Source organism: Pseudomonas sp. XK-1 (genome assembly GCF_038069885.1).
GTDB lineage: Bacteria > Pseudomonadota > Gammaproteobacteria > Pseudomonadales > Pseudomonadaceae > Aquipseudomonas.
In genome coordinates this window covers 340,652-353,665 of record NZ_JBBPES010000001.1, presented here as the reverse complement: position 1 = coordinate 353,665, position 13,014 = coordinate 340,652, and the positions used below count along the sequence as shown (strand labels likewise).

The 13,014-nt window shown below is 62.7% G+C and carries 16 protein-coding genes; 7 read left to right on the top strand and 9 right to left on the bottom strand.

The annotated features are described in order from the left end of the window. Window positions 1-16 precede the first annotated feature (16 nt). From tatA to WMW70_RS01540, 4 genes are read left to right on the top strand one after another with little or no spacing between them, the layout of a single operon-like run. Window positions 17-247, top strand: coding sequence for a twin-arginine translocase TatA/TatE family subunit (gene tatA, locus WMW70_RS01555; protein ID WP_325505642.1), 231 nt, complete (start codon window positions 17-19; stop codon window positions 245-247). A 3-nt stretch (window positions 248-250) separates the two neighbouring features. Further along, window positions 251-607, top strand: coding sequence for a Sec-independent protein translocase protein TatB (tatB, locus tag WMW70_RS01550; protein ID WP_341435763.1), 357 nt, complete (start codon window positions 251-253; stop codon window positions 605-607). Then, window positions 604-1,398, top strand: coding sequence for a twin-arginine translocase subunit TatC (gene tatC / locus WMW70_RS01545; RefSeq protein WP_341435762.1), 795 nt, complete (start codon window positions 604-606; stop codon window positions 1,396-1,398). The genes tatB and tatC overlap by 4 nt, the downstream gene beginning before the upstream one ends. Beyond that, entirely contained in the window at window positions 1,395-2,102 is a 708-nt protein-coding gene (locus WMW70_RS01540; RefSeq protein WP_341435761.1) for a 16S rRNA (uracil(1498)-N(3))-methyltransferase, read from the top strand. The genes tatC and WMW70_RS01540 overlap by 4 nt, the downstream gene beginning before the upstream one ends. Before the next feature lie 156 nt (window positions 2,103-2,258). Here WMW70_RS01540 and WMW70_RS01535 read toward each other — a convergent pair whose 3' ends face one another. Next, complete coding sequence (locus tag WMW70_RS01535; RefSeq protein WP_341435760.1) at window positions 2,259-2,762, bottom strand: winged helix-turn-helix transcriptional regulator; 504 nt, start codon at window positions 2,760-2,762, stop codon at window positions 2,259-2,261. A 100-nt stretch (window positions 2,763-2,862) separates the two neighbouring features. Between WMW70_RS01535 and WMW70_RS01530 the strand changes: the two genes are divergently transcribed. Beyond that, window positions 2,863-3,591 (top strand): SDR family oxidoreductase, encoded by a 729-nt coding sequence (locus tag WMW70_RS01530; protein ID WP_341435759.1) that lies wholly within the window; start codon window positions 2,863-2,865, stop codon window positions 3,589-3,591. 194 nt (window positions 3,592-3,785) lie between these two features. Continuing rightward, complete coding sequence (locus WMW70_RS01525; RefSeq protein WP_341435758.1) at window positions 3,786-4,373, top strand: 2-hydroxychromene-2-carboxylate isomerase; 588 nt, start codon at window positions 3,786-3,788, stop codon at window positions 4,371-4,373. Here WMW70_RS01525 and dtd read toward each other — a convergent pair. Both dtd and pip read right to left on the bottom strand, forming a co-directional pair. Next, window positions 4,370-4,807, bottom strand: a complete 438-nt coding sequence (gene dtd / locus WMW70_RS01520) for a D-aminoacyl-tRNA deacylase (RefSeq protein WP_341435757.1) — start codon at window positions 4,805-4,807, stop codon at window positions 4,370-4,372. The genes WMW70_RS01525 and dtd overlap by 4 nt on opposite strands. Beyond that, entirely contained in the window at window positions 4,804-5,775 is a 972-nt protein-coding gene (gene pip, locus WMW70_RS01515) for a prolyl aminopeptidase (RefSeq protein WP_341435756.1), read from the bottom strand. The genes dtd and pip overlap by 4 nt, the downstream gene beginning before the upstream one ends. Before the next feature lie 95 nt (window positions 5,776-5,870). Between pip and WMW70_RS01510 the strand changes: the two genes are divergently transcribed. After that, entirely contained in the window at window positions 5,871-6,305 is a 435-nt protein-coding gene (locus WMW70_RS01510; RefSeq protein WP_341435755.1) for a hypothetical protein, read from the top strand. Between the two features lie 220 nt (window positions 6,306-6,525). On the opposite strand, the gene WMW70_RS01505 is transcribed toward WMW70_RS01510, so the two are convergent. The 6 genes from WMW70_RS01505 to WMW70_RS01480 form a co-directional block, all read right to left on the bottom strand. Then, window positions 6,526-7,083, bottom strand: coding sequence for a lipocalin family protein (locus WMW70_RS01505; RefSeq protein ID WP_341435754.1), 558 nt, complete (start codon window positions 7,081-7,083; stop codon window positions 6,526-6,528). Then, window positions 7,083-7,337, bottom strand: a complete 255-nt coding sequence (gene bamE / locus WMW70_RS01500; RefSeq protein WP_341435753.1) for an outer membrane protein assembly factor BamE domain-containing protein — start codon at window positions 7,335-7,337, stop codon at window positions 7,083-7,085. Before bamE ends, WMW70_RS01505 begins: the two co-directional genes overlap by 1 nt. Window positions 7,338-7,405: 68 nt before the next feature. Next, complete coding sequence (locus WMW70_RS01495) at window positions 7,406-8,023, bottom strand: DUF924 family protein (RefSeq protein WP_341435752.1); 618 nt, start codon at window positions 8,021-8,023, stop codon at window positions 7,406-7,408. A gap of 3 nt (window positions 8,024-8,026) precedes the next feature. Then, complete coding sequence (locus WMW70_RS01490) at window positions 8,027-9,034, bottom strand: class 1 fructose-bisphosphatase (RefSeq protein WP_341435751.1); 1,008 nt, start codon at window positions 9,032-9,034, stop codon at window positions 8,027-8,029. An 81-nt stretch (window positions 9,035-9,115) separates the two neighbouring features. Then, window positions 9,116-11,059 (bottom strand): autotransporter domain-containing protein, encoded by a 1,944-nt coding sequence (locus WMW70_RS01485; RefSeq protein WP_341435750.1) that lies wholly within the window; start codon window positions 11,057-11,059, stop codon window positions 9,116-9,118. Window positions 11,060-11,201: 142 nt separating this feature from the next. Then, the gene (locus WMW70_RS01480) at window positions 11,202-12,848 is read right to left on the bottom strand and encodes a histidine kinase N-terminal 7TM domain-containing diguanylate cyclase (RefSeq protein ID WP_341435749.1); all 1,647 of its coding nucleotides are present in this window, start codon (window positions 12,846-12,848) and stop codon (window positions 11,202-11,204) included. Window positions 12,849-13,014: the final 166 nt, after the last annotated feature.

The window sequence follows — 13,014 nt, the reverse complement described above, 5'->3', positions numbered from 1 at the left end:
CTACGGAGTACGCATTATGGGATTCGGTGGCATTAGCATCTGGCAACTGGTGATCATCCTGTTGATCGTGGTCATGCTGTTCGGCACCAAGCGCCTCAAGGGCCTGGGCTCCGACCTGGGCGATGCGATCAAGGGTTTCAAGAAATCCATGGGCAACGAAGACGACAAGCCAGCGGTGGACGAGCCCAAGGGCCAGACCATCGACGCCCAGGCGCGCAAGGTCGAAGAACCGGCGAAAAAAGACTAAGCCATGTTCGATATCGGCTTTACCGAGCTGCTGCTGATCGGCGTGGTCGCCCTGGTCGTATTGGGGCCCGATCGCCTGCCGGGCGCGGTGCGCACCGCCGGCCTGTGGATCGGCCGGATCAAGCGTAGCTTCAGCGCAATCAAGGCCGAGGTCGAGCGCGAAATCGGCGCAGACGAAATCCGTCGGCAGCTGCATAACGAGCAGATCCTCGACCTTGAGCGGGAAATGAACGCGATGAAGCAAACCCTCAACGCGCCCCTCGGTAACCTGACCGAGCCAAGCCCTGCCGCGCCCCCCGCAGCAGAGCCGGCCGCCACCACTGACACCAGCACCCGCCAGGATAAAAGCCCGCAGCCATGAGCCAACGACCGGACAGCGATCAGGAAATGCCCCTGGTCTCGCACCTGACCGAACTGCGCACGCGCCTGCTGCGTATTGTCGCGGCGGTATTCACGCTGTTTGCCGGGTTGTTCTATTTCTCCCAGGACATCTACGCCCTGGTCGCCGCACCGCTGCGCGCCTATCTACCCGAAGGCGCGACGATGATCGCCACCGGGGTAGCCTCACCGTTTCTCACCCCGTTCAAGCTGACCATGATGGTCGCACTGTTTCTGGCGATCCCGATCATCCTGCATCAGATCTGGGGCTTTATCGCACCGGGGCTGTACAAGCATGAGAAGCGCATCGCCATCCCCCTGCTGATCTCCAGCATCCTGCTGTTCTACGGCGGCATGGCCTTCGCCTACTTCGTGGTGTTCCCGATCATGTTCGGCTTCTTCGCCAGCGTGACCCCGGAAGGCGTGGCGATGATGACCGATATCGGCCAATACCTGGATTTCGTCCTCACCCTGTTCTTCGCCTTCGGCGTCGCCTTCGAAATCCCGATTGCCACCTTTCTGCTGATCTGGGTCGGCGTTGTCGATGTCGCCAGCCTGCGCAAGAGCCGGCCCTATGTGATTGTCGGCTGCTTTGCCGTCGGCATGGTCCTGACCCCGCCCGACGTGTTCTCCCAGACCCTGCTGGCCGTGCCCATGTGGCTGCTGTTCGAGGCCGGCCTGCTCTGCGGCAGCCTGATCAAGCGCCGTGATGAACACGGCGATGAAGACCCTGCGTCGGAACCCCACGACCAGCCGCCAGCCGCACAACCGTGAACCTGCTGCTTCTGGAAGACGGCGACTTTATCGCCGCCGACCGCGTGCTGCTGAGCGGCCGCCGTCTCAAGCACCTGCATGAGGTGCACCGCGCCGAAGCCGGCGACAGCCTGCGGGTCGGCCGCCTGAATGGCCTGATGGGTAGCGGCCAACTGCTGCGTCTGGATGCCGAACAGGCTGAGCTTTCCGTGCGGCTCGACCAGCCACCGCCGGAAAAACTGCCGCTGACCCTGCTGCTGGCCCTGCCCCGCCCGAAGATGCTGCGCCGCGTGCTGCAAACCGTCAGCGCTATGGGCGTGCCCAGGCTGATTCTGCTGAACAGCTACCGGGTGGAAAAAAGCTTCTGGCAGACGCCCTTCCTCGAACCCGCAGCCATTCGCGAGCAGCTGATCCTCGGCCTGGAGCAGGCTCGCGATACCGTGCTGCCGGAAGTCATTATCGAAAAGCGCTTCAAACCCTTTGTTGAAGATCAGCTACCCGCCATCGCAGCCGGTACCCTGGGCCTGGTTGGTCATCCGGGCGACTTCTCGGCCTGCCCACGGGCAGTCGAACAGCCTGTGACCCTGGCCATCGGCCCGGAGGGCGGCTGGATTCCCTACGAGGTGGAAAAGCTTGCCGAAGCCGGCCTGCAACCGGTGCAGCTGGGCCAGCGGATTCTGCGGGTGGAAACCGCGGTTACCGCCCTACTGGCGCGACTGTTTTAAGCGAACACATCAGCCCGCAGAATGGGCGGGGGCACCTAGCCCATGCCCGCGAAAAAATCGCTACACGGGAATCGCTCACACCCATGGCGTGCTCCTACAGTTCAACTTGTAGCCCGGATGCAATCCGGGACCGAGAATTCCCGAATTACATCCGGGCTACGGTTTTTCTCCAGCCTGCTGGGCGTGCCAATGCTCAGGCAACAACTGGCCCTTAAGCGCAGGAGCCTCTTCCAGCTGCACATCCCTTGGCAGCAGCGGCTCACCACAATCCGAGCACACCAGCACGCCATGCATCGGCTGCCCACAGGTGCGGTGGATATGCCGAATCGGCGCGCCTTCCGGGCCACTCATATGGCGGTCGCCCCAATGCACCAGGGCCAGAATCGCCGGATACAGGTCGCGGCCCTTGGCCGTCAGGCGGTATTCCTCGCGCACCGGGCGCTGCTGATAGGCCATCTTGTCCAGCACCCCGGCCTCCACCAGCTTCTTCAGGCGCTCGGCCAGGACGTGCCGGGTAATCCCCAGGCGCTTCTCGAACTCGTCGAAACGGCGAATACCGAGAAAACTCTCGCGCAGCACCAGCAGGGTCCAGCGGTCCCCCACCACCGACAAGGTACGGGCCAGGGAGCAGGGTTGCTGCTCCAGTTCTTCCCAACGCATAAGCCAATCTCCAACAGCAATGGCTCACCATAGCTTGACAGGTTCCAAAATGGAACCGACCATCAAGCCAGGTTCCAAAATAGAACTGATGGAGACGGCAATGAGCGAACGCAAAGCAATCCTGGTAGTAGGTGCCGGTGACGCCACCGGCGGTGCCATCGCCAAACGCTTCGCCCGCGAGGGCTATGTCGCCTGCGTGGCGCGGCGTAATGCCGAGAAACTCGGCACGCTGGTAGCGGATATTGAAGCGGCTGGTGGCAGCGCACGAGCCTTTGGCTGCGATGCGCGAGTCGAGGAACAGGTCATCGAGCTGTTTGCCACCATCGAGCGCGAGGTCGGTCCGCTGCATGCGGTGGTGTTCAATATCGGGGCCAACGTGCAGTTCTCCATCACCGAAACCACCGAGCGGGTCTACCGCAAGGTCTGGGAAATGGCCGCGCTGGCCGGTTTTCTCACCGGCCGCGAAGCCGCCAAGGTCATGCTGCCGCGCGGGCAAGGCACGATCATTTTTACCGGGGCGACGGCCTCGCTGCGTGGCCGAGCGAATTTTTCCGCCTTCGCCAGCGCCAAGTTCGCCCTGCGCGCCCTGGCCCAGAGCATGGCCCGCGAGCTCGGTCCCCAGGGCATCCATGTCGCCCACCCGGTCATCGACGGGGCCATCGACACCGCCTTTATCCGCGACACCTTTCCCGAGTTGTATCAGCGCAAGGAGCAGGACGGCATTCTCAACCCCGAACATATCGCCGAGACCTACTGGCAGATCCATTGCCAGCCCCGCGATTGCTGGGTGCATGAACTGGACCTGCGCCCCTGGACGGAAACCTTCTGATCCTCCGAGCGCACCCTCACGTAGATCCTATGTGTAGATGCAAGGCCCCAATTACTCCAAATGGTTGCGCGGCCTAAACGCGTAGCCCGGATAAGCCGCGGTACGCGGTGCAATCCGGGGCAGCGGTGCCGGATTGCGCCAAGGCTTATCCGGGCTACGGTCAGATCCAGAGCCTCAACCAGCAGGAAAAACCAATGAGCACACAGGTAGAGTTCTTCTTCGACTTCGGCAGCCCAGCCAGTTACCTGGCCTGGACCCAGCTACCGCGAATTGCACATGAGGCCGGCGCGCAGATTATCTGGCGACCGATGCTGCTTGGCGGCGTATTCAAGGCCACCGGCAACCAGTCTCCGGTCATGATCCCAAGCAAGGGCACCTGGATGCTCAAGGACCTGGCGCGCTTTGCCAGTCGCTATGGCGTTGCAATGACCTTCAACCCGAGCTTCCCGATCAACACCCTGACGCTGATGCGCGGCGCAACCGGTTATCAGGGCAGCGAGCGCTTCGAGCACTATGTAAAAACCATTTTCGAGGCGCTGTGGGTGCAGCAGAAAAACCTCGGCAAGCCGCAAGTGGTCACCGAAGTGCTCAGCGCAGCCGGCTTCGACCCCGTCGAATTCGAGCGCTTGATCAACGATGAAGCGGTCAAGGAGCGGCTGAAGAGCACCACAGAGGAAGCAGTCAAACGTGGCGTATTTGGTGCGCCAACCTTCTTTATCGGCAGCGAGATGCACTTTGGCCAGGATCGCCTGGACTTCGTAGCAGAAGCCCTGGCGCGCTAGCTCTCTAGCAGAAAGGTCACCGGCCCATCATTGACCAGATGCACCTGCATATCAGCACCGAACTGGCCGGTGGCGACCTGCGGGTGCCTGGCGCGGGCCTGGGTTACCAGCAGGTCGAACAGTTCGGCCCCGAGGGCCGGCGGTGCGGCGCTGGAGAAACTTGGGCGCAGGCCGCTCCTGGTATCGGCGGCCAGGGTGAACTGCGACACAAGCAGCAGGCCGCCGTTCACATCGCTGAGCGACAGGTTCATCTTGCCCGCATCGTCGCTGAACACCCGGTAGTTGAGCAGCTTGTGCAGGATTTTCTCGACACTGGCAGGCGTGTCCTGGGGCTCGACCCCGACCAGTGCCAGCAGGCCCTGATCGATGGAGCCGACCACCTCGCCCGCGACTTCCACCCGCGCACCGCGTACGCGTTGAATCAGTGCCTTCATGCTTCGTCCGGAGCCAGGTTGAGCAGGCGATGGGCCAGTTCGTCCGCTGCCCGTACCAGGGCATCGGTGATCCCGGTTTCCGCCGCCGAATGACCGGCATCGCGGATGATCTGCAGCTCGCTGTTGGGCCAGACCTGATGAAGCGCCCAGGCGTTGTCCAGGGGGCAGATCACATCGTAGCGACCATGCACGATCACCCCGGGCAGATGGGCGATCTTCGGCATATCGCGCAGCAGCTGATCGGGGTCGAGGAAGGCATTGTTGACGAAGTAATGGCACTCGATGCGGGCGATCGACAGCGCGCGGTGGGCGTCGCTGAAACGGTCGACCACCTGCGGGTTGGGACGCAGGGTCGCGGTGCGGCCTTCCCAGGTCGACCAGGCCTTCGCCGCATGCATCTGGGCGATCTGATCGGGACCGGTCAGGCGCTTGTAGAAAGCCTGCATCAGGTTGCCGCGCTCATCCGCCGGGATCGGTGCCAGGTAGTCTTCCCAGTAATCGGGGAACAGCCGGCTGGCCCCTTCCTGATAGAACCAGTCGAACTCCTGGGGCCGGCAGAGGAAGATGCCGCGCAGGATCAGTCCATGCACGCGCCGCGGATGGGCCTGAGCGTAGGCCAGGGCCAGGGTCGAGCCCCAGGAACCGCCGAACAGCACCCACTTGTCGATGCCCAGGTGCTCGCGGATCTGCTCCATATCGGCGATCAGCGCCTGGGTGGTGTTGTTCTCCAGGCTGGCGTGGGGCGTGGAACGGCCACAGCCGCGCTGATCGAAGGTGACGATGCGGTAGAGGTTGGGGTCGAAATAGCGGCGGCTAGCGGCATCGCAGCCGGCACCCGGGCCACCATGGATAAACACCACGGGCAGACCATCCGGCGAACCGCTTTCGTCGACATAGAGCACGTGCGGTTCCTGCACCGCCAGCTCATGACGGGCATAGGGTTTAATTTCCGGATACAAGGTCTGCATGGCATGCTCCTGAATTGATGCGTAGCGTCGACTGCTTCCTGCCGCAACCGTTTAACGCTCTGCCCGGCATCATAACCATGAAAAAGGAGTTCGGCATGCCAACAAGGATAATTGCCTTAGCTTTCCTGATGTTTTGCGCCCTGCTTGCCGGTTGCGGTGGCAAGGATGATCCGCAGGCAGCATTGGAAGCAGCCGTGCAACAACTGCAGGACAACCTGGTGGCGAAGAAAAACAGCGCCGTACTCGACCAGCTGCACCCGCAGTTCGCGGCCCAGGGGGAGTTCGACCGCGAGTGGGCGCAGCGCACCATGTTGCTGCTGTTTATGCGCCACAAGAACGTCGAAGTGCTGGCCCTGAGCAAGGTCAGCGCCATCAATGACACCTACCGCGAGAAAGGCCACACCGAAGCGCAGGTGGCCCTGATCGGTGCCGAAAGCCTGATTCCCGACAGTGCCCGCCACTTTATCGTTGAGATGGAATGGTGGCTGGAAGGCGATGAGTGGAAGCTGGCGCGGCTAAGCTGGCAGTAGCCGCCTGGCAGCTCAGCAAGCGGGGCGCACAGCGCACCGCACATCAGGGTTTGACGTGGGGCTCAGAGGATCCAGGGAATAAACATCCTGCTGCGCTGCATATACCCGCAGTAGAACTCGCCAAACGACTGCAGGCACTCGCCTCATCGCGCTTGGCGGTCAGCCACAACGCCAGGCTGGACAGCAGCGCCAGAACCAGGCTGCAAAAAACCGCGACCTGCTAGCGCTCGATCTGCTGATCACTGCTGCGCCAGATCAAGCGGTCGGTGTCATAGCCACGACTCTGCGCCTCGCCGAGCAGCAGCTCGCGGGTCTGGGCGCTAACGCTCGGGCTGCGCGACAGCAGCCAGAGGTACTTGCGGTTCGGGTGACCGACCAGGGCATTCTGGTAGTCATCGTCCAGGTAGAGCACCCAGTACTCACCCTTGGTCAGCCCCGGCAGCAGACGGCTGGCCCAGTTATCGAAACGGACCCAGAGCTTGTTGCTCTGCCCGGCCAGCTGCGGCACCGCCTGCCCTTGCGCCTGTTGCCACTCCCCAGTAATGGTGCGGCAACGATTGCTGACGGCGAGGCTGCCGTCCTCCTGCAGGCCGTAGGTTGCCTCGGACTGCGCACAGTGACGTTGGAAAAACATCGGCAGCCGCGCCAGCTCGTACCAGGTGCCCTGATAACGCTCCAGATCGACCCGATCCACGGTTTGCGGCGGCACCACGCCGGTACCCGAGTTGGCGCAGCCCGCCAACACGGCGAGGGCCAGCGCTGCCAGCAGTAAACGCATCACTTGAGGCCCTTGCCGGAAAACATCATGACCTTCTCGCCGGCGTACTGGACGCTGATAAAGCGCTGCTCATCGCCCCAGGTGCAACTCGACATGCCCAATGCACCCGCGCACTCGCTCGGGCTGCCCAGCAGGCTCTCCACCTCGGTCTTGTTCATGCCGGGTTTGAGTTTCGAGTAATTATCCTGATTGACCTTGCTACAGGCAGCCAGCACGACACAGCAGCACAGCAAAGCGAAATGACGCAACGACATGGCACAGACTCCAGAGGGGAAAGAACAGCAAGCTTGGCACAGCGAAATCCGAGATGCCTGTTTGGAACTCAAAAACGCGAGCCGGGTTCCAGCAAAAAGGTAGACTCATCGGCGCTGCTGGTGCGCCCGAGAATCTGATTACGATGGGGGAAACGGCCGAAGCGGGCAATCACCCGCTGGTGGCGCTCGGCATAGTCAAGGTAGCCGGCAAACAGCTCGCGCTCGGCGCTGGCGGCTTGTTCGTGCAACCTCTGAAACAGCTTTACTGCCTGATTCTGCAGCGCCAGGTCTTCGGCATGCTCCAGCACCAGATAGACAAATACCCGCTGAATGGGGCGCAGCTGCTGATCCCAGGCCAGGGTCAACCCCTGCAGGGCCAACGGACGGGCCAGGGCATCGCCGGCAAAGGCCCGCGGAGTATCGCGAAAGATCATCCGCGGTAGCTGGTCGAGCAGCAGGATGTTGGCCAACCAGCCTTCGGGCTCGCCTTGCCAGGCCTGCAGCTGGCCCGCCAGGGCCTGCTCGACCCACACACCAAACTGCTCGCGCGCCTGATCATCCTGACGGTCCTGCTTACCGAACCACAATGCCGTGCGACTGGCCGCCACCTCGGCAGCCGTCACACCAGAGCCGCAGCCGGCCGCACCGAACCACCAGTCAAGCAAGGGCTGCCAGGGTTGCTGCATGACTCAGTCCCGGTGGTAAGCCGTGATCCGCAGCACTTCTTCCTTGGAACCGAGGAAGACTGCAACGCGCTGGTGCAGGGAAGTCGGCTGGATATCGAGGATGCGCTGAGTGCCGTTGGTGGCCACGCCGCCGGCCTGCTCGATGATCATCGACATCGGGTTGGCCTCGTACATCAGGCGCAGCTTGCCCGGCATCGAGGGGTCGCGGCTGTCGCGCGGGTACATGAATACGCCGCCACGGGTCAGGATGCGATGCACGTCGGCGACCATCGCGGCGACCCAGCGCATATTGTAGTTCTTGCCCAACGGCCCGGTCTCGCCCGCCAGCAACTCGCTGACGTAACGCTGCACCGGTGCTTCCCAGTGGCGCTGGTTGGACATGTTGATGGCGAACTCTTTGGTCGACTCCGGCACCTTGATGTTGTCGTGGGTAAGCACGAAGCTGCCCAGTTCGCGGTCCAGGGTAAAGCCCTTGACGCCATCACCGAGGGTCAGCATCAGCATGGTCTGCGGGCCGTAGATCGCGTAACCGGCAGCTACCTGCTGGGTGCCCGGCTGGAGGAAGGCCTCCTCGCCCAGGTCGCCTTCATCGCCATTGCGATCCGGGCAACGCAGCACCGAGAAGATGGTGCCGACCGAGACGTTGACATCGATGTTGCTGGAGCCGTCGAGCGGGTCGAATACCAGCAGGTAGGCACCTTTCGGGTACTTGCCGGGAATCTGGTAGGCGTTGTCCATTTCTTCCGACGCCATGCCGGCCAGGTGACCGCCCCACTCGTTGGCCTCAAGGAGGATTTCGTTGGAGATCACGTCGAGCTTCTTCTGTACCTCGCCCTGCACGTTCTCGGTACCCATGCTGCCCAGAACGCCGCCCAGAGCCCCCTTGGACACCTGATGGCTGATCTCCTTGCAGGCCCGTGCGACCACTTCGATAAGGAAACGCAGATCGGCCGGGGTGTTGTTGCAGCGGGTCTGCTCGATCAGGTAGCGGCTGAGGGTAACGCGGGACATGGAGTGCTCCGGAAGGAAGGAAATCGCGCGCAGTTTACTCCTTAAAGGGCGGCAGTGCCTCCTGCTGCCGCCCGTTGGTCGCTACCAGTTCCAGGTCAGTGCCAGGTTGACGCCCTGCTGCTTGTCATCCTCGCCCTTGCGCAGGCTGTAGGCCCCGCGCAATGCCAGGTCCTCGCTCAGTTGCTGACTGAAGCCAAGGCTCAGACGGTCCAGGCGATCATCCGGCTGATAGCCCTGCAGGGTGAAATCGAGGCTCGGCAGGCTGTTAAGGGCGACATTGAGCTTGGCTGCATCGTCCTCGTACTCCTTCTCGCGGGCGATTTCCGCAAACACCTGGGTATTCGCGCCGAGCATCCAGTTGCCCTGGAAGCCGAAGCCCAGGCGCTTGGAGGTGCGGGCCTGGTCGCCGAAGGTCAGTGCGGTCGAACGGGCTCCCTCTTCGGCATAGCCGTCCACCTCGACCCGCGCATAATCGGCGCTGAGGAAGGGGCTCAGGTGCCAGTTGCTGCCGGGCTGGGCGATGTCGTAACCCACCCGCCCGCTCAATGCCCACAACTGGCCTTCGCTATCGCCCTTCTCATTGGCCTGGGTAATGCCCAGGTCGAATTTGCGCTTGAGATCCTGATAATCCAGGTAGCCGGCACTGGCGGAAAAATCGCCCCACCAGCGATTGTGCTGGTACTGGGCAAAGGCGGTGGCCAGATAACTGCGCATGTCGTAGTCGGAATCGGCCCTGCCGGCCTGCAGCTCCTGCTCGTACACCCCAAGGGAAACGCCGACCCGCCAGGCCTCGTCAAGCCGGTAGCTGGTGCCCAGGTTGAGGCTGTAGCCATTGCCGTCAGCCCCCGCAGAGGCACGCTGGGAATCGAAGTCCAGACGCTGGCCCGAAGCGGAAACCATCGCCCGCCACTGACCAATGGCTTGCCAGGCTTCCCAGTCAGCCAGCAGCTGCGTACGCAGCTGATCCTGGTGCGCGCGCAAGGTGCCGTGGGCCATTTCCGGTAGCAGGGTCAGCTCCCAGGGTGCTGCCAGAAGAGAATAAGAGTAGTCCGCGGCGATCTGCTGCACGGCCGTGGTCGGGTGCACGCTGTCGTTGAACATCAGCTTGCTCGGGTCCGGCGTAGCGCTATTGATGCCCCAGGTGGCATTGACGTTGGCACAGCCATCGAAGCAGGTGCCCGTCAGATCCTGAGAGGCATCAAAACCATATGTGCCAGGGGTGGCGAGTACCTCGGTCACCAATAACGGCAGATTCAGCGGGATGATATTGGCGTTGACGCCGCGCAACTGGCTGACCAGCTCGCTATTAAAATCGCCCACCAGCCCAGAAATAGTATCCGGCAATGTGGGGAACAACCCGCCCAAAGCAGCAGCGCTAGGCGTACTCCCCACATCGGGCAGCAAAGAAACCATGATGTAGCGTGCACCAGCGGCTTGCAGGGCCTCGACACCATCAACCAAACGGCCAGCAGCGTCCTGCGCCTGCTGAGTTGCTACCGCCGGCGGGGCGAACGGATTGATAGCTAACTGAAGAAAATCATTGCCCCCGCCGTTCACATAAAACAGCGTATTTGGGTCAAGGCTCAGGCCGCGATTGGCCAGGTCCACAAGGAAACCATCGCGCGTGCGACCGCCCGCAACCACCGAACCGCCGGCCGCGGTAATCGAGTTGAAGATCTGATCGGTGCGATAACCGCCTACGGCCCAGTTGGACCCGTCGGGCAACCCGGCATCGGCCAGAACCGAAGACGTCGAAGGGGTTTGCGGGCCCAGCCCCAGCAACTCGCCCAGCAACATGGGAGAGGTCGAACCCAAGATTTCGCCGCTGCCGCTCTGATAAGTCGGCCCCACGCGGTTGGTAAAGCGCAGGGTGGCCCCATCCGGGCCATCGGGGTCGGCAAACTGCCCGGCATCGCTGAGGCTATCGCCAAACACCACCAGCCCGGAATAGGGCGAGGCCAGTACAAGAGAGGGAGATGCTGCGAGCAGACATGCCGCTGCTAATGGCGTTAAGAGTCGCTTCATGGGACACCTGGATAATTATTTTTATTGGACCTTACCGGCACAGAATGTAGTCAGTTTTGTGAACCAATGCACGGGCTAACGCCGGCCTCACCCATTTGGGTGAGTTCGAGGCTGCAGGGGTTACCCCGCGGCCCCCCAGAGCCTAGCTGGACAGCGAACACACCCGATTGCGCCCTGCGTGTTTGGCCTGATACAGCGCTGCATCGGCCACCTGGAGCAACTCGTCGAGTTCCTGGCCCTGCTCGGGCCAGAGCGCCAGGCCGGCGGAAAGGGTGACGTAGCGGGCACCGCCGCGGGTGGGCAAGGGATGGGCGGCCAGGCTGCGGCAGATGGCGTCCAGGCGCTTGTGCGCCTCCTGGGCGTCGGCGCGCGGCAGGATCAGCAGAAACTCTTCTCCCCCGATACGGAACACCGCATCGGAGCTGCGCAGGTTTTCCAGCAAGTGCTGAGCCACGCCCTTGAGCACATCATCGCCCTCCAGATGGCCGTGCTCATCGTTGAGCTGCTTGAAATGATCCAGATCGATCAGGGCCAGGGAGATCGGCGTGCACTCGCGCTGGGCCAGGGCCAGCTCGCGGGCGAAGAACTCGTCCAGATAGCGGCGGTTGTACAGACCGGTCAGCGGGTCGCACAGCGCCTGCTCGCGCAGCTGCTCATGCAGATCGGAAATGATCCGCAGGCGCTCTTCGCTGACGGCCAGGGCCTCGGCCAGCTTCAACTCGCTGAGATGGCGCTGGGTGACATCACGCAGATAGAGCATCTGCCCCAGCACTAGGGTGCCACGATGGGTCGTACGCTCGATGGCGCGTATGCGCACCTCGAAGTAGCGCGCCGAATTGGCCAGGGCCAGCAGTTGTTCCTGCTCGGCCTTGGGCTGAGCAGCCAGCAGCACCTGTAGATCCGCCCCCAGCACCGGCCAGTCAGCCAGCGGCCGGCCCTGCCAGCTACCGGACAAGCCGGCAAGCTTGAGCGCCGCCGGGTTGGCCTCGATCACCCGCAGCCGGGCATCGACCACCAGCACCGGGTCGAGCAGCGCATCGAGCAGCAGGTGACGGGCCACCGGCAGCAGATCAAACAGACGCCCACCGACAATCAGCCAGGCGAACGCCAATAGGGTGAAGGCGAAGCTGAAAGGGGTGGGATCGAAGCCGAACAGCATCCAGCCGAACACCACATAGCCGATATTGGCCACCCAGGGGATCACCGTAACCACCGCGAACGCCATGAAATGGCGACGGTGCACGCCGTAGCTGACCAGCGCCGCACGCACCACCACGCCGATGCTGAAGGCCATGAACAGATAGAGGTAGGCCGCCGCGGCATAGAACAGCGGGCCATGCTGGTAGCGGATAGGTGCGCCCGGGGCATCGCTCAGCGGTGCGGTGCCCGGGCCATAGAATAGGCCATGCCAGGGGTTGCTCAGGGCCATCAACCAGATCAGCAGGGGCACCACGGCCAGCCCCAGGCCTGTGCGCAGCGACAATGGCTGGCGCACGCTGTTGACGTACTGCCAGAGGAACATCGCCCAGAAGGTCGGCATCGCGAGAATCCCGGGCCAGGCCATGCTGGCCCAGAACACCTTGCACTGCGACCCCTGCGCGGCCATTTCCAGGCCGGCGGCCACCATCCACCAGATGCTGGCCAGGTGCAGCACGATAAAAGTCTCGCGCCCAGGAAAATAGCGCTGGCGCTTCACCCAGCGCGCCAGCAGCAGCACGCCGCAACACACGCAGATCGTCAGCAGCACCGGCGCACTCAGCGCCCAGGCGGAATCACCGCAGGCGTTCATCGGTTGTCCGGCTCAATGGATAACGCCCCGATACGCCAGCAGCACAGAGCTGCCCGCCCCCCAGAAGCGCTTGCGGAAAGGCTCCGCACTGTAGTCGAGATAGTGATACGCAAGGGCCTTCCTGACCTCAAACGTCGATCAATTCAATCGGCCAAAGATACTGCAA

Bases quoted from the DNA above. Each gene is read 5' to 3' on its own strand.
- WMW70_RS01485 (WP_341435750.1), bottom strand. From the start codon at position 11,059: ATGAAGCGACTCTTAACGCCATTAGCAGCGGCATGTCTGCTCGCAGCA.
- WMW70_RS01505 (WP_341435754.1), bottom strand. From the start codon at position 7,083: ATGCGTTTACTGCTGGCAGCGCTGGCCCTCGCCGTGTTGGCGGGCTGC.
- WMW70_RS01490 (WP_341435751.1), bottom strand. From the start codon at position 9,034: ATGTCCCGCGTTACCCTCAGCCGCTACCTGATCGAGCAGACCCGCTGC.
- WMW70_RS01525 (WP_341435758.1), top strand. From the start codon at position 3,786: ATGAGCACACAGGTAGAGTTCTTCTTCGACTTCGGCAGCCCAGCCAGT.
- WMW70_RS01510 (WP_341435755.1), top strand. From the start codon at position 5,871: ATGCCAACAAGGATAATTGCCTTAGCTTTCCTGATGTTTTGCGCCCTG.
- dtd (WP_341435757.1), bottom strand. From the start codon at position 4,807: ATGAAGGCACTGATTCAACGCGTACGCGGTGCGCGGGTGGAAGTCGCG.
- pip (WP_341435756.1), bottom strand. From the start codon at position 5,775: ATGCAGACCTTGTATCCGGAAATTAAACCCTATGCCCGTCATGAGCTG.
- tatB (WP_341435763.1), top strand. From the start codon at position 251: ATGTTCGATATCGGCTTTACCGAGCTGCTGCTGATCGGCGTGGTCGCC.
- WMW70_RS01535 (WP_341435760.1), bottom strand. From the start codon at position 2,762: ATGCGTTGGGAAGAACTGGAGCAGCAACCCTGCTCCCTGGCCCGTACC.
- WMW70_RS01495 (WP_341435752.1), bottom strand. From the start codon at position 8,023: ATGCAGCAACCCTGGCAGCCCTTGCTTGACTGGTGGTTCGGTGCGGCC.
- WMW70_RS01480 (WP_341435749.1), bottom strand. From the start codon at position 12,848: ATGAACGCCTGCGGTGATTCCGCCTGGGCGCTGAGTGCGCCGGTGCTG.
- WMW70_RS01530 (WP_341435759.1), top strand. From the start codon at position 2,863: ATGAGCGAACGCAAAGCAATCCTGGTAGTAGGTGCCGGTGACGCCACC.
- tatA (WP_325505642.1), top strand. From the start codon at position 17: ATGGGATTCGGTGGCATTAGCATCTGGCAACTGGTGATCATCCTGTTG.
- tatC (WP_341435762.1), top strand. From the start codon at position 604: ATGAGCCAACGACCGGACAGCGATCAGGAAATGCCCCTGGTCTCGCAC.
- bamE (WP_341435753.1), bottom strand. From the start codon at position 7,337: ATGTCGTTGCGTCATTTCGCTTTGCTGTGCTGCTGTGTCGTGCTGGCT.